A 22,009-nucleotide genomic window follows, 5' to 3' on the forward strand; every position below is an offset into this window, starting at 1 on the left:
ATTGCGCTCAGCCTACTGCATCGCCCGGTTTATGCAATGCGACCTCCGTTCAGATCAGCCACCGATAGAAGGCGTGTTCGGCGCGCAAGGCCTCGGCCAGATTGGCGGCCTGACGGAAACCATGGCGTTCTTCGGCGAACAGGTGATATTCCACCGGTAAATCTCGACGGCGCAGCGCCTCGACCATGGTTTCGGTCTGGCTTGGCACCACCACGGCGTCCAGCGCGCCCTGGAAGAAAATCACCGGCGCCCTGATCCTGTCGGCCTGCAACAGCGGCGTACGACTTCGATACCGCTCGGCATCCTGCTGTGGGTCGCCGATCAGCCAGTCCAGATAATCCGCCTCGAACTTGTGGGTGACCCGGCGTAGCGCCAGCGGGTCGCTGACGCCATAGAGACTGGCGCCGCCACGCAGCTGCGGCAGTTCGGCGAGCGCCCGCAACGCGCTGAAACCGCCAGCGCTGCCGCCGCGCACGAAGACTCGCTGCGGGTCGATACGGCCCTCGCCGGCCAGTGCTTCGATGGCTGCACGAATGTCCTCGACCTCCAGCTCGCCCCACCCGCCCGCCAGACGCAGGCGATAGGCGCGGCCGTAGCCACTGCTGCCACGGTAGTTGAGATCGAGCACGGCGAAGCCGCGCAGCGTCCAGAAGGCGATGCGCGGATCGAACACCGGGTAGCAGGCTGAAGTGGGCCCGCCGTGCAGGAAGATCACCAGTGGCGGGCGTTCCTTGGTGAAAACCGGCGAGTAGAAAAAGCCATGGCAGTGCTCATCCTCGCCCACTGTGCAGCTAAACGGCTGCGGCCGGGCCAGATGATTCTCGCTCAGGGGCGCCTCACCCCCAGCAAGTATTCGCGGTGCGCCATCGCTGCGGCGAATGGCGAGCACCGTTGGTAGACGGTCCGGCGCAGCGGCGATGCAATAGAAATGCTCGGCATCGGCGGTCAGCGAGCGGAAGCGGGTGAAATCTCCAGCCAGCCGCCGCTCGTAGGGTGTCGCGGGGCCGCCTAGGCCGTGCGCACCATTGGCCATGGAGGCGAGAGGGTTGGTGCGCATGGCGCACCCTACGAGAACTGCTCTCCCCTGCTCGAAACGGGTCAGCAGAAACTCATCGCTTTCCAGCGGCAGATAGGTTCGGCCGCCCAGTTGCCAGGGCGCGGGGACGTGATCGCAGGAAGCGCCCTGAGGTTGCGCTTGCCCATCGACACACCAGGGTTGCCACCAGCCGGCTTTGTCGCTCAGTACCCAGAGCCGGCCCTGCGCATCGAAACGCGGCTGCTGCAGGGCCTGATCGCTGCCCTGCCCGGCCAGTATGCGGGTGCGTTCGCCAGACTCGCGCTGGCACAGGCGCGTGGCGACCCAGGGCTGGTAGGGGCGATCCCATTCGATCCAGGCCAGACGCTGGCCAGTGGGGTCGGCCACCGGTGCGGCATAAAAGTCCGCGCCCTCGATCAACACCTGGCGATGGCCGGTGAGGCCGATACGCACCAGGCGATGCACCACTGCGCCGCCTTCGTGGCTTTCCTCCACCGCCAGCAGCGCCTGCCAGGCGGGCACGAAGGACAAGTCGCCGTAGCGGCAGTGAGGCTGATCGGTACTTGGGTAGGGTGCGCCGTGCGCACCGCCGTCCAGGCCAATATCGATGCGATAGACCTGCTGATCACGCTCATTGACGAAGGCCACGCCCTGCTCCGTGGCGCAGCAGGCGCCGCCGCCGTACTCATAGACGCGGCTGCGCGCGGAAAACCCCGGCGGCGTCAGCTCGCACACCACGCCGTCGCGACAGAAGAACAGTCCACACCGCGCCAGCCCGGGATCGAATGCCACCCACAGCACGCCACCATGAGCAGCGTGCAGCTCGGCGAAATCGGCGCTGGCGGCTGCGGCCTGTTCGGCGCTCCAGATCGAGTCCGGGTCAGTCATGCCTTGCATATGATCCGCGAGGCCTTCTCGTTGCGATACTGCAGGGCATCCAGCCCCAGCGGCGCCTCATCGGCCTGGCGGCGTGCGGCAAGAATCACCTCATGGTGCGCCGACTTGCCACACACCGGGTCGGCGTTGCTGGCATCGCCGGTGAGCATGAAGGCCTGGCAGCGACAGCCGCCGAAATCCTTGTGCTTCTCATCGCAGCTGCGGCACGGCTCGGGCATCCAGTCGTCGCCACGAAAGCGGTTGAAGCCGAAGGAATGCCGCCAGATATGTTCGACGCTGTGCTCGCGCACGTTCGGGAACTGCACCGGCAGCTGCCGCGCGCTATGGCACGGCAGCGCGGTGCCGTCCGGGGTGATGTCGAGAAACAAGTTGCCCCAGCCGTTCATGCAGGCCTTGGGCCGTTCCTCGTAGTAGTCGGGAGTGACGAAGATCAGCTTGCACGGGTGGTTCTCCGCCGCCAGCTTGTCGCGCCACTGGTTGGTGATGCGCTCGGCGCGCTCCAGCTGCGCACGGGTTGGCAGCAGGCCGGCGCGATTGAGCTCGGCCCAGCCGTAGAACTGGCAGGTGGCGAGTTCGACGAAGTCAGCCTCCAGCTCCAGGCACAGCTCGATGATGCGCTCGATATTGTCGATGTTGTGCCGGTGGGTGACGAAGTTGAGCACCATCGGGTAGCCGTGGGCCTTGACCGCGCGGGCCATGGCCAGCTTCTGCGCGAAGGCCTTCTGCGAGCCGGCCAGCAGGTTGTTCACCTCCTCGTCGGCGGCCTGAAAGCTGATCTGGATATGGTCCAGCCCGGCATCGGCAAACTCGGCGATACGTGCTTCGGTCAGGCCGATACCGGAGGTGATCAGGTTGGTGTAGTAGCCCAGGCCCCGCGCCGCCGCGATCAGCTCGGCCAGATCCTGACGCACCAGCGGCTCGCCGCCGGAAAAGCCCAGCTGCGCCGCGCCCAGCTCACGGGCCTGGCGAAATACCTCGATCCACTCGGCAGTGCTGAGTTCGGCGCCCTGCTTGGCGAAGTCCAGGGGATTGGAGCAGTACGGGCACTGCAGCGGGCAACGATAAGTCAGCTCGGCCAGGAGCCAAAGCGGTGGCCCTGGTTCATGACCTGCTTTAGCGAAGCTCGATCCAGAACTGTGCATGGGCCACCTCGATAAAGGCCAGGATGTCTTCGTCGATGCCGGGCACATCGGGGAAGCGCTGGTGCAGGTTGTCGATGATCTCGGCCACCGAACGCTTGCCATCGACCTGCTGGAGAATCTCACCGGCGCTGTCGTTGAGCTTGATCATGCCTTCCGGGTAAAGCAATACATGGCAACCCTGGGCCGGTTCGAACTGCAGGCGGAAGCCGCGGCGGATGGCGGGGACATTGGGCAGGATGGTCGAGGTCATGGTTGCGGCTCCGTGATGGTGCGCGCGGCGCACCCTACAAAGAACTCGTCCGTAGGGTGCGCCGTGCGCACCAGTGTCTTGCGGCTCATAACGCTATCCCCCGATGCCAGACACGCTCGGCCGTCACCGTGTGATACGGCGGGCGCTCCAGCTCGTAGGCCATGCTAATGGCGTCGAGCATGCTCCACAGCACATCCAGCTTGAACTGCAGGATGTTCAGCATGCGTTCCTGCGCATCACGGGTGCGGTAGTGCTCCAAGGTAATGCGCAGGCCATGCTCGACGTCGCGCCGCGCCTGGCTCAGACGATTGCGGAAGTAGTCGTAACCGGCCGCATCGATCCACGGGTAGTGCTGCGGCCAGGCGTCCAGGCGCGACTGGTGGATGGTCGGCGCGAACAGCTCGGTCAGCGAGCTGCTGGCCGCTTCCTGCCAGCTGGCGCGGCGGGCGAAGTTGACGTAGGCGTCGACGGCGAAGCGCACGCCGGGCAGCACCAGCTCCTGCGACAGCACCTGCTCGCGGTCAAGGCCGACCGACTCGGCCAGGCGCAGCCAGGCTTCGATACCGCCATCCTCACCCGGTGCACCGTCATGGTCGAGGATGCGCTGAATCCACTCGCGCCGCGTTTCGCGATCCGGACAGTTGGCGAGGATCGCCGCATCCTTGAGCGGGATATTGACCTGATAGTAGAAGCGGTTGGCCACCCAGCCCTGGATCTGCTCGCGGGTGGCGCGCCCTTCGTACATGGCGCGATGAAACGGATGATGGATGTGGTACAGCGCGCCCTTGGCGCGCAGCGCCTGCTCGAACTCGGCAGGTGTCATGGCAGCTTGGCTCATCAGAACTCCCCGGTGCGCACAGCCTACAAAACGATGCTCATGCCATCGAACGCGACCTCGATGCCGTGGGCGTCCAGCTCGGCACGCTCGGGCGAATCCAGGTCGAGAATCGGGTTGGTGTTGTTGATATGGATAAGGATCTTGCGTGCGGTCGGCAGACCGTCGAGCAACTCGATCATCCCGCCGGGACCGCTCTGGCAGAGGTGGCCCATCTCGCTACCGAGCTTGTCGCCCACCTCGCATACGCGCATCTCGTCGTCGCGCCACAGCGTGCCGTCCACCAGCAGGCAGTCGGCGCGGCGCATCCAGCCCAGCAGTTGCTCGTCCACCTGGCCCAGGCCGGGGGCGTAGAACAAGGTTCCGCCCGTGCGCAAGTCCTCGATGAACAGGCCGATGTTGTCGCCCGGATGCGGATTGCCGCGATGCGGCGAATACGGCGGCGCGCTGCTGCGCAGGGCAATGGCGGTGATGCTCAGCCCAGGACAGGCGGGGATGGTGAACGGCTTGGCATCCAGCTCGATCAGCCGGTGCTGCAGGCCGCCGTTCCAGTGGCTGAGCATGTTGAACAGGGGAAAGCCGGTGGTCAGGTCTTGATGGACCATCTCGGTGCACCAGACCTGATGCGGGCAGCCTTCGCGCAGGGTCAACAGGCCCGTGCAATGGTCGATCTGGCTGTCGAGCAGGACGATGCCGGCAATCGCCGTGTCGCGCAGTTTGCGCGCAGGCTGCAGCGCCGGAAAGGCTTCGATCTGCGCGCGAATGTCAGGCGAGGCGTTGCACAGGATCCACTGCTCGCCTTCGTCGGATATGGCGATGGACGACTGCGTACGCGGCTGCGCGCGCAGGGTACCGGCGCGCACGCCGCGGCAGTTGCGGCAGTTGCAGTTCCACTGGGGAAAACCGCCACCGGCGGCGGAACCGAGAATCTGGATATGCATGGCGGATTACCAGGGGGATGCCCCGGACGGGCCGGGGCCAGGAGCGATCAGCGGTTGGCGAAATACATGGTCACTTCGAAGCCAATACGCAGGTCGGTGTAGGCGGGTTTAGTCCACATGGTGCGGTCCTCTTTTTATGGCGCCGGGGCATTCCGGCACCCTCATTAAGCCCCCGCCAGGCAAGAGGCCAAATGGTACTTTGGGATGAATCGGCACTGGCATTGGTAGGTGACGCTATCAATAGGCATGGATCGCCCCGCGAAGGTTCCGGTCATCGCCGCCCCTGAAACATGTGCCAATAAAAAACGCGGCCGAAGCCGCGTCGCGATAAGGGTCTGCTGCCGTGCTTCGGGCAGGGTACGCTGCGCGCACCGAGGGATCATTCTTCCAGCAGGGCACCAGCGGTGCGCACAGCGCACCCTACGCTTTCAAGAAGACCGCACGCCGGAGCGAACATGCGGCCTCATGCATCAGTAATCAGAAGAAGCCCAGCGGATTGATGTCATAGCTCACCAGCAGGTTCTTGGTCTGCTGGTAGTGGTCGAGCATCATCTTGTGGGTTTCACGGCCGACACCGGACTTCTTGTAACCACCGAACGCGGCATGCGCCGGGTACAGGTGGTAGCAGTTGGTCCAGACGCGACCGGCCTTGATCGCACGGCCCATGCGGTAGGCGACATTGATGTCGCGGCTCCACACGCCGGCACCCAGGCCGAACTCGGTGTCGTTGGCAATGGCCAGGGCCTCGGCCTCGTCCTTGAAGGTGGTTACACCGATCACCGGGCCGAAGATCTCTTCCTGGAACACGCGCATCTGGTTGGTGCCCTTGAGCAGGGTCGGCTGGATGTAGTAACCGCTGGCCAGGTCACCGTCCAGACGCTCGGCCGCGCCACCGGTGAGCACTTGAGCGCCTTCCTGCTGGGCGATCTCGAGGTAGCTGAGGATCTTGTCGAACTGCTGCTGCGAGGCCTGGGCGCCGACCATGGTCTCGGTGTCCAGCGGGTTGCCGCGCTTGATCTGCTTGACCTTCTTCATCACCTCAGCCATGAAGGCGTCGTAGATCGACTCCTGCACCAGTGCGCGCGACGGGCAGGTGCACACCTCGCCCTGGTTGAAGAAGCCCAGCACCAGACCTTCGGCAGCCTTCTCGATGAAGGCCGGCTCGGCGTTCATGATGTCGGCGAAGAAGATGTTCGGCGACTTGCCGCCCAGCTCGACGGTGGACGGGATGATGTTCTCGGCGGCGCACTTGAGGATGTGCGAGCCCACCGGGGTGGAACCGGTGAAGGCGATCTTGGCGATGCGCTTGCTGGTGGCCAACGCTTCACCGGCCTCGCGGCCGAAGCCCTGGACGATGTTGAGCACGCCGGCCGCAAGCAGGTCGCCGATGATTTCCACCAGCAGGGTGATCGACAGCGGGGTCTGCTCGGCGGGCTTGAGCACGATGCAGTTGCCGGCAGCCAGGGCCGGGGCGAGTTTCCAGGCGGCCATCAGCAGCGGGAAGTTCCACGGGATGATCTGCCCGACCACGCCCAGCGGCTCGTGGAAGTGGTAGGCCACGGTGCCGTCGTTGATCTCGGCGGTGCTGCCTTCCTGCGCGCGGATGCAGCCGGCGAAGTAGCGGAAATGGTCGGCGGCCAGCGGCACGTCGGCGTTGAGGGTCTCGCGCACGGCCTTGCCGTTGTCCCAGGTTTCGGCCACGGCCAGCAGCTCGAGGTTGGCTTCGATGCGATCAGCGATCTTCAGCAGGATGTGCGAACGCTCCTGCACGCTGGTGCGGCCCCAGGCATCGGCGGCGGCATGCGCGGCATCCAGCGCCTTGTCGATATCGGCAGCGTTGGAACGGGGGAATTCGGCGATCACCGAAGCGTCGACCGGGCTGGTGTTGCTGAAGTACTGGCCACTGAGCGGAGCGACGAATTCGCCATTGATGTAGTTGCCATAGCGCGGCTTGAGGGTGACGACGGCGCCTGGAGTACCCGGTTTCGCGTAAATCATGATGCTGACCTCTCTTGTTGTCGGAGCCCGCTGCCAATCGGGGAAGCGAGTCATGCTTCGATCTTAGGAAGGCCCCCGCGACCTCGGTATGCGCCCATGGCACAGATCGTCTCGTCATTTGGTAGTAGAGCGGCGAGCGGTCTGGCACGGGTCATTTGGCAGCAAGGTGGCAGGGCTGCGAAGGCTAAAGGCTAGACCCGTTCGCTTCGCCTTGCGTTCCCGGATACGAAAATTCGCCCCGTGACATTTCGAAGCAGCTCGCAACGGGCCAGTGGGAGCCGGAAACGACGATGGCCGGACAAAGTCCGGCCATCGTCTGCCACATCAACCGATCAGCGCTTGGCGACCAGCTCCTTCGGCAGCTTGAAAGTCCACAGCATGCCGCCCTGGTTCAGGTGCTTGACGCGTTTGGCCACCTCGCCGCCCCACAGCGGTACCGCACCACCCCAGCCGGACAGCACCGAGACATACTGCTCGCCGTCCATCTCCCAGGTCACGGGCGAGCCGATCACCCCCGAGCCGGTCTGGAACTCCCAGACCTTCTCGCCGGTCTTGGCGTTGAACGCCTGCAGGTAGCCTTCCGGGTTACCGGTGAACACCAGGTTGCCCTTGGTGGTCAGCACCCCGCCCCACAGCGGCGCGTAGTTCTTGTGGCGCCAGACTTCCTTGCCGGTCTTCGGATCGATGGCACGCAGGACACCGATGTAGTCCTCGTTCAGCGGCTTGATGGTGAAGCCGGCGCCCAGGTAGGCCGCGCCCTTCTTGTAGGCGATGTCCTCGTTCCAGATGTCCATGCCCCATTCGTTGGACGGCACATAGAACAGGCCGGTGTCCTGGCTGTAGGCCATGGGCATCCAGTTCTTCGCGCCGAGGAAAGCCGGCGCGGCGAACACGCTCTTGCCCTTCTCTGCCGCGCTCGGCGAACCCGGGCGGTTGCTATCGTCGTAGATCGGCCGGCCATTCTTGTCCAGGCCCTTGGCCCAGGTGATCTTGTCGACGAAGGGGAAGCCGCGGATGAACTTGCCGTTGGTGCGGTCAAGCACGTAGAAGAAGCCGTTACGGTCAGCGGTGGCCGCCGCCTTCACGGTCTTGCCGCCTTCCTGATAGTCGAAGGAGACCAGCTCGTTGACGCCGTCAAAGTCCCAGCCGTCGTGCGGGGTGGTCTGGAAGTGCCACTTGATGCTGCCATCGTCCGGGTTCAGGGCCAGGCGCGAGGACGAGTAGAGGTTGTCACCCGGGCGCAGGTGCGAGTTCCACGGCGCCGGGTTGCCGGTGCCGAAGAACAGCAGGTTGGTGTCAGCGTCGTAGTAGCCGCCCAGCCAGGGCGCGGCGCCGCCGGTCTTCCAAAGGTCGCCCGGCCAGGTCTTGCCGGCCTCGCCGCCGCTGATACCGTTCTCGACGGCCTTGCCGTCCTTGTAGACGTAGCCCATGTGGCCTTCGACGGTCGGACGACTCCACAGCAGGTCGCCATTCTTCGGATCATAGGCTTCGATCTTGCCGACCACGCCGAACTCGCCACCGGAGACGCCGGTGATCAGCTTGCCACCCACCACCAGCGGCGCTGCTGTGATCGAATAACCGGCCTTGTGATCAGCCACGCGCTTGCTCCACACCACCTTGCCGCTGTCCTTGTTCAGCGCCACCAGCTTGGCGTCCAGGGTGCCGAAGATCACCAGATCGTCGTACAGGGCGACACCACGGTTGATCACGTCGCAGCAAGGGCGAATGTCGTCCGGCAAGCGGGCTTCGTACTGCCACAGCTCACGCCCGGTGCGCGCATCGACGGCGAACACTCGTGAATAGGAGGCGGTGACGTACATCACGCCGTCCTTGATCAGCGGCTGCGCCTGCTGGCCGCGCTGCTTCTCACCGCCGAAGGACATGGTCCACACCGGGCGCAGCTCCTTGACGTTCTGATCGTTGAGGATGTTCAGCGGGCTGTAGCGTTGGCCCTGCAGACCGAGGCCGTTGGTGACGATCTCGTTGGTGGTGGTGGCGTCCTTGAGAATCTCGGCGTCGGTGACCGCCAGCGCGGCGGCGGACGGCAACAGCATGGCGGCACAGAGTGCGGTGAGGAGGAAAGGCTGGCGAAGACCGGCGTGTTTCATTGCGGCTACCTCTGCGGGTTCATTGTTATTGCCGGGAATTTTTCCCGGTCTGCCGCAAATTCTTGGCTCGCACAGGCCACCCAACAATTGCACCCCCAGCCGATTTTCCTCGTTCCTTGGTAGCAATACCTGCTCCACAGCCTGCGATCATGACGATTGCGGCGGCCCCAGCTTTGCCGGACACTTGGCCGCCTGCACATTCTGATCGGAGACGCCCGTGCCCCATCCTCGCCAGGAAATTCTCAACCATCCCGATGCACTGGACTGCACTGTCTATCGTCCCGACGAGCAGGACCCGGATGCCGAAGAGCAGGACCTGGGCGACGGCAAGGTCCTGATCACCGGCGCCTTCGAGCCGCCGCAGGACTGGGACGCGCACCAACGCGAGGACTACTACGGCGAAGAAGATCCCACCCACTTCGTCACGGCCCATATCGAATGCCTGGCCAAGCCGGCGACTCGGGATTTCTTCATGCCCGAGAGCGGTGACTATGTGGCCGTGCAGTCCAACCAGGGCGAAGTGGTGATGTATTACGTCTATGACCACGAAGAGACCGAGCATGGCCGTCATTACGTGCTGATTCGTGATGACGAAGAGCTCTAGGCCCAGACGCACTGTGGGAGGCGCTTCAGCAGCGATGTCTGGTCGCGGCTAAAGCCCCTCCCACAAGAGCAGCCTGTAGCCCGGATGAAATCCGGGGATAGCAAATCTCTCCTGGATTTCATCCGGGCTACGAAGCCGGCATAAGAGTGGGAGGCGCTTTAGCGGCGATATCTTCCTGCACAGGTCGCGGCTGAAGCCCCTCCCACAGCGCAATACCCCATACAGCACCGCACGCCGCACAACGGAGCCGTGGCGACGTTCGCGTAGGGTGCGCCGTGCGCACCGATGACTCCGCAAGTCTCTAATCCTGACGATCCACCCGCGTCATGGCGTTGCGCTCGTAGCGCGGGTAGAGATGGCTGACGCTGCGGATCAGCTCATAACGCGACAGATTGACCTGGGCGAAGCGCGCGGGGATGGGCGCGCGGATCAATTCGTTCATCTCCGCGCCCTGCTCTGCTCCCTGACGCAGCAAGCCATCGAGCCAGCCCAGGTAATCGCGCATCTGCGCAAAGGGCGCCGCGTCCGTGGTCACCGGGCCATGGCCGGGCACGATTTGCTTCCATGGCATCGCTTCGAGCCGATCCAGATCGGCCAGCCACACGTCCAGCCCGGGGCTGTTCGGTGTGGTCAGCGCGCGCTGGTAGAACAGGATATCGCCAGCGAACAACACGCCCGTACGCTCATCCAGTATCGCCAGATCGGCGCCGGTGTGGCCGCGCAGCGCCAGCAATTGCAGGCGCCTGCCGCCAATTTCCAGCGTGCCCTCCTGCACCTCCTCACTGGGCAACACCACCTCGGTGCCGCGCATCCAGTCGCCGACCAGGCGGTACATGTTCTCTGCCATGGCGTCGCCCTGTTCGGCCAGCAATCGCGTGGTCTCGGGTAACGCAGCGATGGGTACGCCGGCGAAGGCCTGGTTGCCCAGCACATGATCGGGATGATGGTGAGTCAGCAGTACGCGCACCACCTGTTTGCCGGTGGCCTTCTCGATGCTCTGGCGCAGCGCCTCGCCGTAGCGCCGCGACGGCCCGGTGTCGATCACCACCACACCGTCCGCGGTTTCGATGAAGCCGAGGTTGACGATATTGCCGCCATTTTTCGCCGCGAAATTGTCGGTGCTGCCTTCCAGCAGCCAGACGCCGTCAGCGATCTGCCGGGGTTGCAGCTGGTAATCGAGCGCCTGCGCCAGGCTGGCGAACAGGCAGGTCAGCAGTAGCACCCAACGCATGGAGGCCTCCTAGATGGGATTGGTGCGCGCGGCGCACCCTACCGGCGGGCCGCGTTCAGAACGCGGCCTGGAATTCGTTGCCGTTGTTGTCGCGCAGCCAGACTTCGGCCTGCTGATCGCCACGCAGGTCGAAGGTCAGCGTCGGGTTCTCGCTGACCGCCGGGAACAATTCGATACGCCCCAGCACCTGGCCCTCGGCATCGCGCAGCTCGGCTTCCTCGATGTAGAACTCGGGGATGCCACCGACCAGGCCGTTGTCCATCGGGTGCGACACCTGCAGGCGCAGGCGGCTGTCCTCGCCGCGTACGAAGCGCTTGCCCAGCACCTGGCCCAGGCGCTCTTCCCAGCCAGCCTCGGCACGCACCACGCTGGGCGCAGTGCAACCGCCGCCTGCCGCCTCGACGCGAGCCGAGCCGATATGCCAGACGCCATCGTCGGTGAGCACCGCAGCACGAATCGGCGTGGCCTGCTCGACGCGGATACGGATGGCCAGGCTCGGCTCAAGCTCGGCGCCGGGGGTGAAATCGAGAATACGCGGGATGGGGTTGAGTTCGGCCCAGGCCAGAATACGTTTGACCTTGCCGCGGTAGGCGCTGGCGTCGATCTGGATCGGCACCTGGCGCGCATCCTCGGCGAATGGTGGCACCTCGAGGCGAATCCTGTCGTCGAAAACGAAAGCCTCACCGCTCAGCAGACGCTGGTGGTAGTAATCCCACATTACCGAAGCGACCGGATCGGGCGCGGCCGCCCGCGCTTCCCAGGCCCAGGCAAACAGGGCCAGCAACATCAGGCTACGCCAATCCATCGCCCACCTCCGGCTCGACTCTTATTGGTATTGTTCAGGCCTCTCGAAGCGCAGCCCGTAGCGTGCGTACAGGCGCTCGAGCGAACCATCGAGAATCAGGCTTTCCAGCTGTTCTTCCAGGGCATAGGCGAGCTGACGATTGGTCTCGTGCACCGCCATGCCGATTTCCCAGATCTGCCGGCCCATGTCCGGGTAGGCGTTCTCGGCCAACGCCAGTTGCGGGTCATTGGCCTCGTGCACCAGCCAGTCCACCTCGCCACGCAGCGCCATCACTGCATCCACCTCACCACCCTGCATGGCGGCAAATGCCTGCTTGGGCGTCGGGTAGTGTCGGGTTTCCTGGCTGAGCATGCCGCCGTGCACCGAGCTCAGGTAGAACGAGGGCACGCTCTCGACCTCCACCCCGACCGGGTGCTGACGCAAGGCATGGATACTCGGCACCTCGGGCAGGCGCCGACGATCGAAGGCCAGCTGCCAGCGCTCGCGCTGATAGGGGCCGAACATCACCACGCGCTCGTTGACCAGTTCGCCCAACTCGTTGCGCAACTGCGCATAGTCACGGTCGTAAGGCACACGCAGCATCACATCGGCCAACTGGCCCTGCGCGGTCACCCGGCCACGCCAGATGTAGTCGCGCAGGTCGTCGTCCAGCTTCTCACCCGGCGGCGCCCACATCAGTTGCAGCTGGAGGCCAAGCCCTTCTGCCAGTGCCTTGGCCAGCTCGTAGTCGACACCGCGCGGCTGACCGCCCTCCTCGTAACTGTAGGGCGGGAAGTTCTGGTACAGCGCCACACGCAGAGTGCCCGACTCGATGATGCGGTCGAAATCACGCACCTGCGCCTGGGCTGTGCCCAGGCAAAGCAGCAGGCCACACAGGTGGATCAGCCGGCGCATGACGCGAGCGCTTATGAAGAAATCGTCGCGAGCGATGGCAGGTCGCGCTTCGCAGGAGCGCAGCAAGCGGAATGTATTGAAGTACATGAGCATTGCGAGCACCGCCGAAACGCGAGATGCCGAGCGCAGCAGATTTATCATCAAGCGCTTACTCCTCGACGTGCACACTCTCCAGATAGGTACGCACCGCCCACAGGGCTTCCTGGCTCAGGTAGTCGGCCATCTTCGGCATGTACACACGCCCATCGCGCACCGCGCCGTGAATCACCCGCTCCTTGAACCATTCGTCACCGCTGGCGCCCAGCTCCAGCAGGCGCAGGTCCGGAGCGATACCGCCGGACTTGGCTTCCAGACCATGGCAGGCGGCGCAGTTCTGGTTGTAGGCAGAGGAGCCGATCTCGATGGCGCGTGGATTGTCGCGATAGGGGTTTTCGTCCAGCCACTCCTCACCCAGTGGCTCCAGGCCGTCGGTGTTCACTGCCTGCGGTACCACATCGCCGTGCGCCCAGAGGTTGGTCGACGCGGCGAGCAGCAGCAACGCCAGGGTGGATTGGATCTTCTTGTTCATGGCTAGGACCTCATCTAATGCACGCAAGACAGCCCGTTCAGAGCTTGTGGCGATCATCTTAGAAAGGCCGCGCAACGCGCCGAATGCTGCTTTGGTGGTCGCGTTCTAGTCCCTTGGTAGTAGGGCTTGGGTCGGGGGTATCAGGGATGCCATGCCGGGGCTTTTGCCAACCCTCGGCGAGGCAATCGGCGTCGGCTGGCTCGTACCGCGCCGGGCAAAACAGACTGAACCAAGCCGGCTTCCGGGCAATCCTTTCCTAGGAACTGCCAGATCGAAGCGGCCGCCGCCGAGCCGCCATCCGCCATCGACCCAGGAGGGACCTGCCGTGACCACCGTCGCACCCACCGTCCATACGAGCCCACCCAGCCGCCTGCATGCCATCGTGCTGTGCAGCCAGATGCCGCTGTTTCTCGGCGCCCTGATCGCCGACATCGCCTACTACCGCAGCTACCAGATCCAATGGAGCAACTTCGCCTCCTGGTTGATCGCCGGCGCCCTGGTATCCGCCGGCCTGGCGCTGCTGTTCGCCCTGATCGGACAGCTCCGTGAACGCGCCAGGCGCCAGTCGATCACCTATCCCCTGTTGCTACTGGCCACCTGGGTGCTGGGTTTCATCAACGCGCTGGAGCACGCCAAGGACGCCTGGGCCGTCATGCCCATAGGCCTGGCGCTATCGCTGATCGTCACCCTGCTGGCCGCTGCCGCCACTTGGGTCGGCCTGGCCCAGCCACGCACAGGAGAAGCCCGATGAAAGCTGCCATCGCACTGACCGCCCTGCCCCTGGCCCTGCTGCTGACCGCGTGCGGTGAAGAGCCGGGCAGCGACCAGCAGTTCTACGGCGTCCAGCCCGACCTGCCCAAGCCCGAACGCGGCCTGCTGCCGAGCATGACCATCGCCGAGCCGACGCCCTGGGGCGATCAGCGACCGACCGTGCCCGAAGGCTTCAGCGTCAGCGCCATCGCCACCGACCTGAAGATTCCCCGGCAAACCCTGGTACTACCCAACGGCGACATCCTCGTTGCCGAGGGCCGTGGCGGCAATGCACCCAAGCTCAAGCCCAAGGACATGATCGCCGGCGTGATCAAGGCGCGCGGCACCACCTCGGTGGAAAGCGGCAACCGCCTGACCCTGCTGCGCGATGCCGATGGCGACGGCACCTACGAGCTGCAGACGGTGTTCGCCGAAGACCTCAACGCGCCCTACGGCCTGGCCCTGCACGAGGGCAACCTCTACGTGGCCAACCAGGACGAGCTGGTGCGCTTCGACTACCAGGAAGGCCAGACCAAGGCCAGCAGCCCGCCGAGCAAGGTCGCCGACCTGCCATCGGAGATCAACCACCACTGGACCAAGGCGCTGACCATCAGCGAGGACGGCCGCTACCTGTACGTCGGCATCGGCTCCAACAGCAACATCACCGAACGTGGCATGGAGGCCGAAGTCGACCGCGCCATGGTCTGGCAGGTGGACGCCGAAACCGGCGCCTACAAGCCCTACGCCACCGGCCTGCGCAACCCCACCGCACTGGCCATTCAGCCGGGCACCGGCACCCTGTGGGCGGTGGTCAACGAGCGTGACGAGCTGGGCGAGGACCTGGTGCCCGACTACCTGACCTCGGTGCAGGAAGGCGGCTTCTACGGCTGGCCCTACAGCTACTTCGGCCAGCACATCGACCCACGGGTGAAACCGCAGGACCCGGACAAGGTCGCCGCCGCCATCGAACCGGACTACGCCTTGGGCGCACACGTCGCCGCCCTGGGCCTGGACTTTTCCAGCGAGGTAATGGGCGAGCGATATGCCGACGGCGTATTCGTTGGCGAGCACGGCAGCTGGAACCGCAAGAACCCGGTGGGCTACAAGGTGATCTTCGTGCCCTTCGAAAACGGCCGTCCTTCAGCCGACCCCATCGACTTCGTCACTGGCTTTCGCACTGAAGACGGCAGGACCCGTGGCCGCCCGGTGGGCGTGACGGTCGATCCGCGCGGCGCACTGATCGTGGCCGATGATCTGGCCAATACGGTTTGGCGGGTGGTGCGCGAAGGCGGCGAGTGAGGCTGTGAAGTTGCATGGTTCCCACGCTCTGCGTGGGAGCCAGCCTGTGACGCCCTGCGTCGCCAGCGGTCTGCGCTGCACTACGTCATACAAGCGGGCGCGGAGCGTGGGAATGCTCACAAATATGGGGCAGAGAGCAAAAAGCAGCGCGAAGGTAATGATAGGCTGAGCCACCTAAAAGGATTTAAGGAGGCCACCATGGCTAAACCAGCAGCACGCTTGAGCGACCCATCTAGCTGCCCTATTCCAGGGCATGGCACAAATCCCATAGCAACAGGATCACCGAACGTACTGTTCGATGCTCTGCCAGCCGCAAGACAAGGTGATACTTGCACCTGCGGCAGTGCACTGACTTCCGGCCTGTCTTCAACGGTATTCATAAACGGCAAGAACGCCGCCACCATCGATACGGGAGGCGCTCATGGTAGCGTCGTAATCGGAGGTTCGGGGACAGTGATTATTGGCGACTCGCACACACCTGCCAATTTTGTCAAACCTTCACTACTACCCGGCCATACTATATGGATCGGTTTTAAAATTCCTGCCGAAGAAAGCTATGAGGGTTTAGTCTGCAGCGCACACTTTGAAGACGGATCCATACTCCAAGGCGTGTTCGATATGGATAACTCCGTTAAATTTCTGAATCCATCAGGAAAAACCTGCGTAGCCCTCAAACTAGCTGTCGAGCCGCCTGCTGAATCCGCCTCACTTACAGAAAAACTTTTGAATTCCATTTTAGGATAAGGATGATCCTATGACAGAGCCCTACCTTGTCACTGGTAGCTATGTCGTCCAACGTGAATACGCGCTCAATGACTCCCCCCTTGACAGGGCGTTGGAACTCATGGAGGGCGCTGCATTTCGATTCTCCATGGATGCGATCTCTGACGAAAAGGTCAGAGCCAGCTACCTGAGAAACATCAAGCGTATGTCACAACAAGTTCTGGATGATGTAAAAGCAGGGAAGATTAGCGCCATGGACGGCGTTCAGTTCAGTCATGAGATGAGAAACAAGATCATGATGGAACATCGAAAATTCACTTCCGCTCAAGGCCTGGCAATTGTTCAAAAGAAAAAATCAGATGGTCGAACGCTTCAATCGCTTTTTGATCGCTACTCAGAGCGTCTTTTTAAAAAGCCTTACCATACCCTTTCCAGTGCAGAACAGGCGAAAGTACACTACAGCATTCTGGAAGCCGCTGGCCGAGATGATGCCAAGTTCACCAAGGGCACGAAAAAAATGCTCATCATGGGCAAATTGGGCGTCCTAATAACGGCAGCCTTGGCGACCTATCAAATATTGAATGCAGACAACAAAGTAAAAGAAACAGCACGCCAAGGCATCATTATCAGTGGCGGCGCAATCGGAGGTGTTCTCGCCGGCCTCGGAGTCAGCGCACTTTGTGGCCCAGGGGCTCCTGTTTGCGCAATCGCTGTTGTATTGGCAGGCTCGATCGCAGGCGGAGTTGCAGGTGGCGCAGTTGCAGACTCACTAGATGAGGAGCTTGAGGAGTTTTCGCATTGGGATATCTTTTAAGCCAGTCAAAACGTACCGCCGCTAGAGTCGCGCTATCCGACCTATTCAATGACTTCCCGGTAGACTACGACGCCATAGTCCAAGAAGTAAAAGATATCGAGCCGGACATTCTCTATGAGATTCTCTACTCAGAAGTAGCGCCGGTATGCTTTACGAATATCGCTGCCGCCGTACCCTCCGTCTGGACGGGTTTTGAGCCTGAATCACTCAACGCCATGATCGAACAGAGGCTGATAGCAAGGAAGAACAGCTGGATTCGCCGGCAAGCCGATAAAGCTCTGGTTGCCTGGCTTAAATTCAACTACGCCTACTTTTGGGAGGAAATTTCTCGCAGGCTTTGAGATGAATCGGTGGACGAAGCTTTTTCATCCATCACTGGCAAGCCCGGCCAGGGTCACCAGCCCGAACAGCAGGCTGACGCCGAGGTTGATGCGGCCCAGAGCAGTCATCTACCTGACCACGCTACTTGACCACGAAGTACCCGAGCATGCCCTTGCCTTCCAGACCCTTGGCGTAGAAGCGGTATTTGCCCGGCTTGACCGGCAGGAAGAAGATCTCCGCTTCGCCGGCATCCTCGAATTCCAGTTCGGTCAGGGTGACCGCCTTTATCTCCACGCCGCCGGCCTCGACCTTGCGCAAGTAAATGGAAGTGGCGAACTCCGGCGCCTGGAAGGCGTATTCCTTCTGGCCGCTGGCGATGATCTTGAGCTGGTAGGCCTGGCCGGTTTCCAGCTGGTACTCGGTCTGCGACATGAAGTAGTCGCTGTCCTCGTTACCCAGCACCAGGTCAGGCAATGCCAGCGGGCGGCGGGTCATGTCACCGGCGGCGTGCAGTTGATCGACGCCGAGCAGGCTGATGATCAGCAGCAAGGGCAGCAGCAGGGCCTTGAGAATACGCATGGCGTTCACCCGTTCTTGTTATTGGACGTTGCCTGCCATGCTAGGAAGTAAAGGCGCGCACCGGGTTACTACCTTGGTACTGACACGCTGGTACTTTGGGCAGGTTTGGCGCGCCAATTGGCGTGACGGACTACGACCTTCGTACGTGTCCGGCGCTACCTTGGGCATATTTCCCGAGCCGTAAGCGCTTCCTATGCTGGCGACACCCTCTGCAGGAGTCGCCCGATGCACCGGATCAGTTGCCGCCTGTTGTTCTGCCTCGCCGCCGCGTTCGGTGTGGCGGCCGGCTCCAGCGCGAACGAGCTGCAGGTGCGCATTGGCTATCTGGCGCATCTGCCGCCACGCGGGCCGCTGCTGTCCAACGTCATTCCCGAGCCGAGCGACGCCGGCCGCCGTGGCGCCGAGCTGGCGATCATCGACAGCAACAGCACCGGGCGCTTCCTCAAGCAGCAATTCGAGTTGCAGAGCGCCGAGAGCGACCAGGCTGACGAGCTGCTCGCCGCCGCCGAGCGCCAGCATCAGGCCGGCATCCGCCTGTTCGTGGTCAACGCCCCGGCCGCCACCCTGCGCCAGCTCAGCCAGCGCCTGCCGGACAGCCTGCTGTTCAATGCCGGCAGTGCCGACGACGGCCTGCGCCGCGCACACTGCCTGGGCAACGTGCTGCACACCCTGCCCAGCCGCGCCATGCTGGCCGACGCCCTGGCGCAGTTCCTCGCCGTACGCAAATGGACACGCTGGCTGCTGGTAACCGGCAGCACCGAGGACGACATCGCCTACGCCGACGCCCTCAAACGCGCCGCCAAACGCTTCGGCCACAGGATCGTCGCCGAGAAGCCGTGGAGCTTCGACACCGATCAGCGCCGCAGCGCCCAGGCCGAGATGCCGCTGTTCACCCAGGCCAGCGAGTACGACGTGGTGCTGGTGGCCGACGAGCGCGGCGACTTCGGCGAATACCTGCCCTACAACACCTGGTATCCACGCCCCGTAGCCGGCACTCAGGGCCTGACCCCTACCGCCTGGCACAAGACGGTGGAAACCTTCGGCGCCGCGCAGTTGCAGAAGCGCTTCGAAGAGCTGGCCGGGCGCTGGATGAACGACCGCGACTTCGCCGCCTGGATGGCCGTACGCAGCGTCGCCGCCGCCGTGACCAAGCTGCGCGCCGCCGACCCGCAGGCCATCCGCCACCTGCTGCTGAACGAACAACTGCCGCTGGATGGTTTCAAGGGGCGCAAGCTGAGCTTCCGCCCGTGGAACGGCGAGCTGCGCCAACCGATCCCGCTGGTACACCCGCGCGCCCTGGTCAGCACCTCGCCGCAGGACGGCTTCCTGCATCCCAGCAACGAGATGGACAGCCTCGGCTACGACCGGCCTGAGGTGAAGTGCGATCTAGCGGGAGAGGCTGGTTAATGGTGCGCGCGGCGCACCCTACAGCACGCCGACCGTAGGGTGCGCCGTGCGCACCGGCCATAACACGGCCGCAAACGACCATAACAAGAGGATCAACCCCATGCGCCTTACCCGTCTCGCCTGCGCCGTCGCCTTCGGCCTGGCCTGCCACTCGGCCCTGGCCGCCACTGCCTACGTGTCCAACGAGAAGGACGACAGCATCAGCGTGATCGACCTGAACACGCTGGAGGTCACCGACACCCTGGCCGTCGGCATGCGCCCGCGCGGCCTGCTGCTGTCCTCCGACAACAAGCTGCTGTACATCTGCGCCAGCGATTCGGACCGGGTACAGGTAATGGACCTGGCCACACGCAAGATCATCAAGGAACTGCCCTCCGGCGCCGACCCCGAGCAATTCGCCCTGCACCCCAACGACCGCTGGCTGTACATCTCCAACGAGGACGATGCGCTGGTCACCGTGGTCGACACCCAGAGCGACGAGGTGCTGGCGCAGATCGAAGTGGGCGTGGAGCCCGAAGGCATGGCGGTGAGCCCGGACGGCAAGTGGGCGGTCAACACCAGCGAAACCACCAACATGCTGCACTGGATCGACACCAGCACCCAGCAACTGGTGGACAACACGCTGGTCGACCAGCGCCCGCGTCACGTCGAGTTCGACAAGGACGGCAAGCGCCTGTGGGCATCGGCCGAGATCGGCGGCACGGTGACGGTGCTGGACGTGGACTCGCGCCAGGTACTCAAGGTGCTCAACTTCGCCATCAAGGGCGTGCACCCGGACAAGGTGCAGCCGGTCGGAGTCAAGCTCACCGACGACGGCAAGTACGCCTTCGTCGCCCTCGGCCCGGCCAACCATGTGGCGGTGGTGGACGCCAGGACCTTCGAGATTCTCGACTACCTGCTGGTCGGCCGGCGTGTCTGGCACCTGGCGTTCACCCCGGATCAGAAGCGCCTGCTGACCACCAACGGCGTCAGCGGCGATGTGTCGGTGATCGACGTCGATGCGCTCAAGGTGACCAAGTCGATCAAGGTCGGTCGCTACCCCTGGGGCGTGGTGGTAACGCCATGAATGCGCTTCAGGTGAGCAGCGTCGGTTTCGCCTATGGCGCCCGCCAGGCGCTCAAAGACCTGACCTTCGAGCTGGCGCCAGGGCGTTTCGGCACCCTGCTCGGCCCCAACGGCGCCGGCAAGTCCACGCTGATCGCCCTGCTCACTCGCCTGTACGACCTGCAGCAGGGCGACATCCGCATCTTCGGCCACAGCCTGCGCGACGAACCGCGCCAGGCGCTGCGCCAGCTCGGCGTGGTGTTCCAGCAGAGCACGCTGGATCTCGACCTGTCGGTGCAGCAGAACCTCGCCTATCACGCCGCGCTGCACGGAATGCCGCGCCGCGAGGCGCAGGCACGTATCGACGAGGAACTGCTGCGTCAGGATCTCGCTGAGCGCCGTCATGACAAGGTGCGCACGCTCAACGGCGGCCACCGCCGCCGCGTGGAAATCGCCCGCGCCCTGCTCCATCAACCACGCCTGCTGCTGCTCGACGAGGCCAGCGCCGGGCTCGACCCGGCCAGCCGCCTGGCGCTGGGCCGGCACGTGCGCAACCTGTGCCGCGAGCAGGGGTTGTGCGTGCTGTGGACCACCCATCTGCTGGATGAGATCGAGCCCAGCGACGACCTGCTGATCCTGCACCGCGGCGAGCGCGTGGCCTGGGGCAAGGCCAGCCAGTTCGGCGACGACCTGGCCATCAGTTTCGCCCGCCTGACCGGCGACGAGGCCCTCGGCCGCGGCCATGTGCGCGAGGCGCTGCGGCCCAGTGGTGGGAGGGGCTTTAGCCGCGAAATTTCCAATATCGAGGGTATCGCGGCTAAAGCCCCTCCCACTCAGTCCACACCACCCACAGATTCCGCAAAGGAGCCGCAACCATGAGCGCCTACTGGGAATGCCTGCGCGGCATCGTCCTGCGCGAATGGCTGCGCTTCGTCCTGCAGCGCTCGCGCTTTCTCAGCGCCCTGGTGCGCCCGCTGCTGTGGCTGCTGGTGTTCGCCGCCGGCTTTCGCGCCGCGCTGGGCATCGCCATCATCGAGCCGTACGACACCTACATCACCTACGACACCTACATCGTGCCGGGCCTGGCCTGCATGATCCTGCTGTTCAACGGTATGCAGGGCTCGCTGTCGATGGTCTACGACCGCGAGATGGGCAGCATGCGCGTGCTGCTCACCAGCCCGCTGCCGCGCGCCTTCCTGCTGGTAGCCAAGCTGCTGGCCACGGCGCTGATCTCGCTGCTGCAGGTCTATGCCTTCCTCGCCATCGCCTGGGTCTATGGTGTGCAACCGCCGGCATGGGGCCTGCTCGCCGCACTGCCGGCGCTGCTGCTGGTGGCGCTGCTGCTCAGCGCACTGGGCTTGCTGCTGTCCAACGGCATACGGCAACTGGAGAACTTCGCCGGGGTGATGAATTTCGTCATCTTCCCCATGTTCTTCCTGTCGTCGGCGCTGTACCCGTTGTGGAAGATGCGCGAGTCCAGCGAGTGGCTGTACTGGCTGTGCGCGGCCAACCCCTTCACCCATGCCGTTGAGCTGGTGCGCAACGCGCTGTACCTGCGCCTGCATGTCGAGGCGCTGGCAGTATGTATCGGCCTGACGCTGCTGCTCACCCTGCTCGCCGTGGTCACCTTCAACCCGCAGCACGCGGCGCTGCGCAAGGCGGGCTGAACATGATCGTTCCCACGCAAAGCGTGGGAGCATCAACGTATCCGTAGGGCGGGTGCAACCCGCCAATGGCGCGGCGGCGGGTGCAACCCGCCCTAC

23 protein-coding genes are annotated in these 22,009 nt (G+C 63.9%); 10 read left to right on the forward strand and 13 right to left on the reverse strand.

The window, feature by feature from the left end; translation table 11 throughout:
• Positions 1-49: 49 nt before the first annotated feature.
• The 8 genes from BLS61_RS10570 to BLS61_RS10605 all read right to left on the reverse strand — a co-directional run bounded on the left by BLS61_RS10570 (position 50) and on the right by BLS61_RS10605 (position 9,207).
• Positions 50-1,933, reverse strand: coding sequence for an alpha/beta hydrolase family protein (locus tag BLS61_RS10570; protein ID WP_090430585.1), 1,884 nt, complete (start codon positions 1,931-1,933; stop codon positions 50-52).
• Positions 1,921-3,075, reverse strand: coding sequence for a pyrroloquinoline quinone biosynthesis protein PqqE (gene pqqE / locus BLS61_RS10575; protein ID WP_090430587.1), 1,155 nt, complete (start codon positions 3,073-3,075; stop codon positions 1,921-1,923). Before pqqE ends, BLS61_RS10570 begins: the two co-directional genes overlap by 13 nt.
• On the reverse strand, positions 3,047-3,325 hold the full coding sequence (gene pqqD / locus BLS61_RS10580; RefSeq protein ID WP_090430589.1) for a pyrroloquinoline quinone biosynthesis peptide chaperone PqqD: 279 nt from the start codon (positions 3,323-3,325) through the stop codon (positions 3,047-3,049). Before pqqD ends, pqqE begins: the two co-directional genes overlap by 29 nt.
• A gap of 85 nt (positions 3,326-3,410) precedes the next feature.
• A complete protein-coding gene (gene pqqC, locus BLS61_RS10585; protein WP_090430591.1) occupies positions 3,411-4,163 on the reverse strand; it encodes a pyrroloquinoline-quinone synthase PqqC in 753 nt (250 codons plus the stop codon).
• Positions 4,164-4,186: 23 nt separating this feature from the next.
• Positions 4,187-5,101, reverse strand: coding sequence for a pyrroloquinoline quinone biosynthesis protein PqqB (gene pqqB / locus BLS61_RS10590; RefSeq protein WP_090430593.1), 915 nt, complete (start codon positions 5,099-5,101; stop codon positions 4,187-4,189).
• Positions 5,102-5,148: 47 nt separating this feature from the next.
• A complete protein-coding gene (gene pqqA, locus BLS61_RS10595; protein ID WP_003243383.1) occupies positions 5,149-5,220 on the reverse strand; it encodes a pyrroloquinoline quinone precursor peptide PqqA in 72 nt (23 codons plus the stop codon).
• Between the two features lie 358 nt (positions 5,221-5,578).
• Positions 5,579-7,099: an acetaldehyde dehydrogenase ExaC gene (exaC, locus tag BLS61_RS10600; RefSeq protein ID WP_090430595.1), complete on the reverse strand. Its 1,521-nt coding sequence runs from the start codon at positions 7,097-7,099 to the stop codon at positions 5,579-5,581.
• Between the two features lie 332 nt (positions 7,100-7,431).
• Positions 7,432-9,207 carry a methanol/ethanol family PQQ-dependent dehydrogenase gene (locus BLS61_RS10605; protein WP_090430597.1) on the reverse strand — a complete coding sequence of 592 codons (1,776 nt, stop codon included), beginning with the start codon at positions 9,205-9,207 and terminating at the stop codon, positions 7,432-7,434.
• 217 nt (positions 9,208-9,424) lie between these two features.
• Here BLS61_RS10605 and BLS61_RS10610 point away from each other — a divergent pair, with 217 nt between their 5' ends.
• Entirely contained in the window at positions 9,425-9,811 is a 387-nt protein-coding gene (locus BLS61_RS10610; RefSeq protein WP_090430599.1) for a hypothetical protein, read from the forward strand.
• A 301-nt stretch (positions 9,812-10,112) separates the two neighbouring features.
• Here the strand turns inward: BLS61_RS10610 and BLS61_RS10615 are convergent, their stop codons facing one another.
• The 4 genes from BLS61_RS10615 to pedF all read right to left on the reverse strand — a co-directional run bounded on the left by BLS61_RS10615 (position 10,113) and on the right by pedF (position 13,309).
• A complete protein-coding gene (locus tag BLS61_RS10615; RefSeq protein ID WP_090430601.1) occupies positions 10,113-11,042 on the reverse strand; it encodes a quinoprotein relay system zinc metallohydrolase 1 in 930 nt (309 codons plus the stop codon).
• Positions 11,043-11,097: 55 nt separating this feature from the next.
• A complete protein-coding gene (locus BLS61_RS10620; RefSeq protein WP_090430603.1) occupies positions 11,098-11,847 on the reverse strand; it encodes a quinoprotein dehydrogenase-associated SoxYZ-like carrier in 750 nt (249 codons plus the stop codon).
• A 21-nt stretch (positions 11,848-11,868) separates the two neighbouring features.
• Complete coding sequence (locus BLS61_RS10625; protein WP_090430877.1) at positions 11,869-12,741, reverse strand: substrate-binding periplasmic protein; 873 nt, start codon at positions 12,739-12,741, stop codon at positions 11,869-11,871.
• A 148-nt stretch (positions 12,742-12,889) separates the two neighbouring features.
• Positions 12,890-13,309 carry a cytochrome c-550 PedF gene (gene pedF, locus BLS61_RS10630; protein WP_012018414.1) on the reverse strand — a complete coding sequence of 140 codons (420 nt, stop codon included), beginning with the start codon at positions 13,307-13,309 and terminating at the stop codon, positions 12,890-12,892.
• A gap of 325 nt (positions 13,310-13,634) precedes the next feature.
• Between pedF and BLS61_RS10635 the strand changes: the two genes are divergently transcribed.
• The 5 genes from BLS61_RS10635 to BLS61_RS10655 all read left to right on the forward strand — a co-directional run bounded on the left by BLS61_RS10635 (position 13,635) and on the right by BLS61_RS10655 (position 17,236).
• Complete coding sequence (locus tag BLS61_RS10635) at positions 13,635-14,060, forward strand: DUF2231 domain-containing protein (RefSeq protein ID WP_090430605.1); 426 nt, start codon at positions 13,635-13,637, stop codon at positions 14,058-14,060.
• Entirely contained in the window at positions 14,057-15,358 is a 1,302-nt protein-coding gene (locus BLS61_RS10640; protein WP_090430607.1) for a PQQ-dependent sugar dehydrogenase, read from the forward strand. The genes BLS61_RS10635 and BLS61_RS10640 overlap by 4 nt, the downstream gene beginning before the upstream one ends.
• A gap of 198 nt (positions 15,359-15,556) precedes the next feature.
• Positions 15,557-16,102 carry a PAAR domain-containing protein gene (locus tag BLS61_RS10645; RefSeq protein WP_090430609.1) on the forward strand — a complete coding sequence of 182 codons (546 nt, stop codon included), beginning with the start codon at positions 15,557-15,559 and terminating at the stop codon, positions 16,100-16,102.
• A gap of 10 nt (positions 16,103-16,112) precedes the next feature.
• Positions 16,113-16,895, forward strand: coding sequence for a hypothetical protein (locus BLS61_RS10650; RefSeq protein ID WP_090430611.1), 783 nt, complete (start codon positions 16,113-16,115; stop codon positions 16,893-16,895).
• Positions 16,880-17,236, forward strand: a complete 357-nt coding sequence (locus BLS61_RS10655) for a DUF7079 family protein (protein WP_090430613.1) — start codon at positions 16,880-16,882, stop codon at positions 17,234-17,236. The genes BLS61_RS10650 and BLS61_RS10655 overlap by 16 nt, the downstream gene beginning before the upstream one ends.
• Before the next feature lie 121 nt (positions 17,237-17,357).
• Here the strand turns inward: BLS61_RS10655 and BLS61_RS10660 are convergent, their stop codons facing one another.
• A complete protein-coding gene (locus BLS61_RS10660) occupies positions 17,358-17,795 on the reverse strand; it encodes a cupredoxin domain-containing protein (RefSeq protein ID WP_090430615.1) in 438 nt (145 codons plus the stop codon).
• Between the two features lie 225 nt (positions 17,796-18,020).
• Here BLS61_RS10660 and BLS61_RS10665 point away from each other — a divergent pair, with 225 nt between their 5' ends.
• The 4 genes from BLS61_RS10665 to BLS61_RS10680 all read left to right on the forward strand — a co-directional run bounded on the left by BLS61_RS10665 (position 18,021) and on the right by BLS61_RS10680 (position 21,913).
• Entirely contained in the window at positions 18,021-19,202 is a 1,182-nt protein-coding gene (locus BLS61_RS10665) for an ABC transporter substrate-binding protein (protein ID WP_090430617.1), read from the forward strand.
• Positions 19,203-19,302: 100 nt separating this feature from the next.
• Positions 19,303-20,268 (forward strand): YVTN family beta-propeller repeat protein, encoded by a 966-nt coding sequence (locus BLS61_RS10670; RefSeq protein WP_090430619.1) that lies wholly within the window; start codon positions 19,303-19,305, stop codon positions 20,266-20,268.
• Positions 20,265-21,125: an ABC transporter ATP-binding protein gene (locus tag BLS61_RS10675; protein ID WP_090430621.1), complete on the forward strand. Its 861-nt coding sequence runs from the start codon at positions 20,265-20,267 to the stop codon at positions 21,123-21,125. Before BLS61_RS10670 ends, BLS61_RS10675 begins: the two co-directional genes overlap by 4 nt.
• Positions 21,122-21,913, forward strand: a complete 792-nt coding sequence (locus BLS61_RS10680; RefSeq protein WP_090430622.1) for an ABC transporter permease — start codon at positions 21,122-21,124, stop codon at positions 21,911-21,913. Before BLS61_RS10675 ends, BLS61_RS10680 begins: the two co-directional genes overlap by 4 nt.
• Positions 21,914-22,009 lie beyond the last annotated feature (96 nt).

Source organism: Ectopseudomonas guguanensis (assembly GCF_900104265.1).
Classification (GTDB): domain Bacteria; phylum Pseudomonadota; class Gammaproteobacteria; order Pseudomonadales; family Pseudomonadaceae; genus Aquipseudomonas; species Aquipseudomonas guguanensis.

Excerpts from the sequence above, each read along its gene's own strand:
- pqqB (WP_090430593.1), bottom strand. The coding sequence starts at position 5,101 with ATGCATATCCAGATTCTCGGTTCCGCCGCCGGTGGCGGTTTTCCCCAG.
- BLS61_RS10680 (WP_090430622.1), top strand. The coding sequence starts at position 21,122 with ATGAGCGCCTACTGGGAATGCCTGCGCGGCATCGTCCTGCGCGAATGG.
- pqqE (WP_090430587.1), bottom strand. The coding sequence starts at position 3,075 with ATGCACAGTTCTGGATCGAGCTTCGCTAAAGCAGGTCATGAACCAGGG.
- BLS61_RS10670 (WP_090430619.1), top strand. The coding sequence starts at position 19,303 with ATGCGCCTTACCCGTCTCGCCTGCGCCGTCGCCTTCGGCCTGGCCTGC.
- BLS61_RS10570 (WP_090430585.1), bottom strand. The coding sequence starts at position 1,933 with ATGCAAGGCATGACTGACCCGGACTCGATCTGGAGCGCCGAACAGGCC.
- BLS61_RS10675 (WP_090430621.1), top strand. The coding sequence starts at position 20,265 with ATGAATGCGCTTCAGGTGAGCAGCGTCGGTTTCGCCTATGGCGCCCGC.
- BLS61_RS10615 (WP_090430601.1), bottom strand. The coding sequence starts at position 11,042 with ATGCGTTGGGTGCTACTGCTGACCTGCCTGTTCGCCAGCCTGGCGCAG.
- pedF (WP_012018414.1), bottom strand. The coding sequence starts at position 13,309 with ATGAACAAGAAGATCCAATCCACCCTGGCGTTGCTGCTGCTCGCCGCG.
- BLS61_RS10640 (WP_090430607.1), top strand. The coding sequence starts at position 14,057 with ATGAAAGCTGCCATCGCACTGACCGCCCTGCCCCTGGCCCTGCTGCTG.
- BLS61_RS10645 (WP_090430609.1), top strand. The coding sequence starts at position 15,557 with ATGGCTAAACCAGCAGCACGCTTGAGCGACCCATCTAGCTGCCCTATT.
- pqqC (WP_090430591.1), bottom strand. The coding sequence starts at position 4,163 with ATGAGCCAAGCTGCCATGACACCTGCCGAGTTCGAGCAGGCGCTGCGC.
- BLS61_RS10650 (WP_090430611.1), top strand. The coding sequence starts at position 16,113 with ATGACAGAGCCCTACCTTGTCACTGGTAGCTATGTCGTCCAACGTGAA.
- BLS61_RS10620 (WP_090430603.1), bottom strand. The coding sequence starts at position 11,847 with ATGGATTGGCGTAGCCTGATGTTGCTGGCCCTGTTTGCCTGGGCCTGG.
- BLS61_RS10660 (WP_090430615.1), bottom strand. The coding sequence starts at position 17,795 with ATGCGTATTCTCAAGGCCCTGCTGCTGCCCTTGCTGCTGATCATCAGC.
- exaC (WP_090430595.1), bottom strand. The coding sequence starts at position 7,099 with ATGATTTACGCGAAACCGGGTACTCCAGGCGCCGTCGTCACCCTCAAG.
- BLS61_RS10605 (WP_090430597.1), bottom strand. The coding sequence starts at position 9,207 with ATGAAACACGCCGGTCTTCGCCAGCCTTTCCTCCTCACCGCACTCTGT.
- BLS61_RS10665 (WP_090430617.1), top strand. The coding sequence starts at position 18,021 with ATGCACCGGATCAGTTGCCGCCTGTTGTTCTGCCTCGCCGCCGCGTTC.
- BLS61_RS10625 (WP_090430877.1), bottom strand. The coding sequence starts at position 12,741 with ATGCGCCGGCTGATCCACCTGTGTGGCCTGCTGCTTTGCCTGGGCACA.
- pqqD (WP_090430589.1), bottom strand. The coding sequence starts at position 3,325 with ATGACCTCGACCATCCTGCCCAATGTCCCCGCCATCCGCCGCGGCTTC.